This is a genomic window from Andreprevotia lacus DSM 23236 (genome assembly GCF_900176275.1).
In the GTDB taxonomy this organism is placed as follows: domain Bacteria; phylum Pseudomonadota; class Gammaproteobacteria; order Burkholderiales; family Chitinibacteraceae; genus Andreprevotia; species Andreprevotia lacus.
Window position 1 is genome coordinate 1 of record NZ_FWXD01000082.1, and the last position, 1,137, is coordinate 1,137.

A 1,137-nucleotide genomic window follows, 5' to 3' on the forward strand; every position below is an offset into this window, starting at 1 on the left:
TAGGAAATGGGGAAAGTAGGTGGCTGGTTTGAGGCGGAATTCTGCCTCAAACTCCGCTTGCTGCAAGGGGTTGGGAGTTTCTCACCAGCCTGCTAAGCGGATTTTTTACAGCACTTTTATGGTGCGTGGTTTTTACTGCTTTCAGGGGCGGGTGTGTATTCTGTAGCTTTGCCTTGCTGGGGCGATGCAAAATACAAGACCCCGGATTCCCGCTCACCAGCCTGCTAACAATGCATTATCAACTCATTACTTGCATTCAGCACACTTTCGACACCGTCAGGACCTGCAACGACCATAAAACCAGCCGGAAGAATCAGCGCAGGAAATAGTGAGGGCCGGTCCCTTAATAGTTGAAATGCATAAATCGCTTCGAGCTCAGCAGTAGCCTCATTGGGCCGACGAACGCCAATGAACCAGCCCGAGTCGGCCTTTTCTCGTTGAGGCGGCTCTCTCGTCATATATATTGCATTCTCCTCTAAACAACCCTTTTCGAGAATTATTTTCTCCTGGAAGCGAGTCACTTCGGGAGAGACCCCGGCGCGATCAGCGAAAGCCATCTGAACCGCTTGGAGCCTCAATGAATAGTTAGCATTGGGAACTTCGTCGGTGAATGGATCCCGCATGAAATCGGGCTCGCAAACTAGTAGGGTCCCATTGCTCTGGCGCCTGAAGACAAGTACTGACCATCCAAGTTGTATTCGTTTGCCATCCTCTACAAGGTGGTCGGTCTGATGCATCCTAGCAAGAACGCCCAACAGCCAGTCAGCAAGTTTCTCAAGTTCAGCGTCCACCGTAACAGCAACGGCTTCATGGCCAATCATTGCACGCTTAGTTATTGCCATTATCTCTCAGCCTTTGTTCAATTGCTCGTTGCAGCGCAGCTCTAGCCCCCGCCTCTCACTGCAACATGATTTCTCTTACTTCTGGTGGTACCGGCCCCAATACCGAATGCCCGGACCAATCACTCCATGAAAAATTCAGGGTCAGGTCTCAATACTGTTTGGTTAGCCGGATAATCAGGTCTGTGAAAATGTATGATTGCAAGACCTCGTATCTTGATACAGCCAGCCCCGACACAGCTACCATGGTGCCAGAGCAGGCCGGGCAGAATGATGCTGGCAAGACTTTAGGCCATTG

Annotated in this window: 1 protein-coding gene; it reads right to left on the reverse strand. The window is 50.7% G+C overall.

What is annotated here, in order from left to right:
* Nucleotides 1–224: 224 nt before the first annotated feature.
* On the reverse strand, nt 225–842 hold the full coding sequence (locus B9A19_RS21860) for an immunity protein Imm33 domain-containing protein (protein WP_084093242.1): 618 nt from the start codon (nt 840–842) through the stop codon (nt 225–227).
* Between the last annotated feature and the right edge of the window lie 295 nt (nt 843–1,137).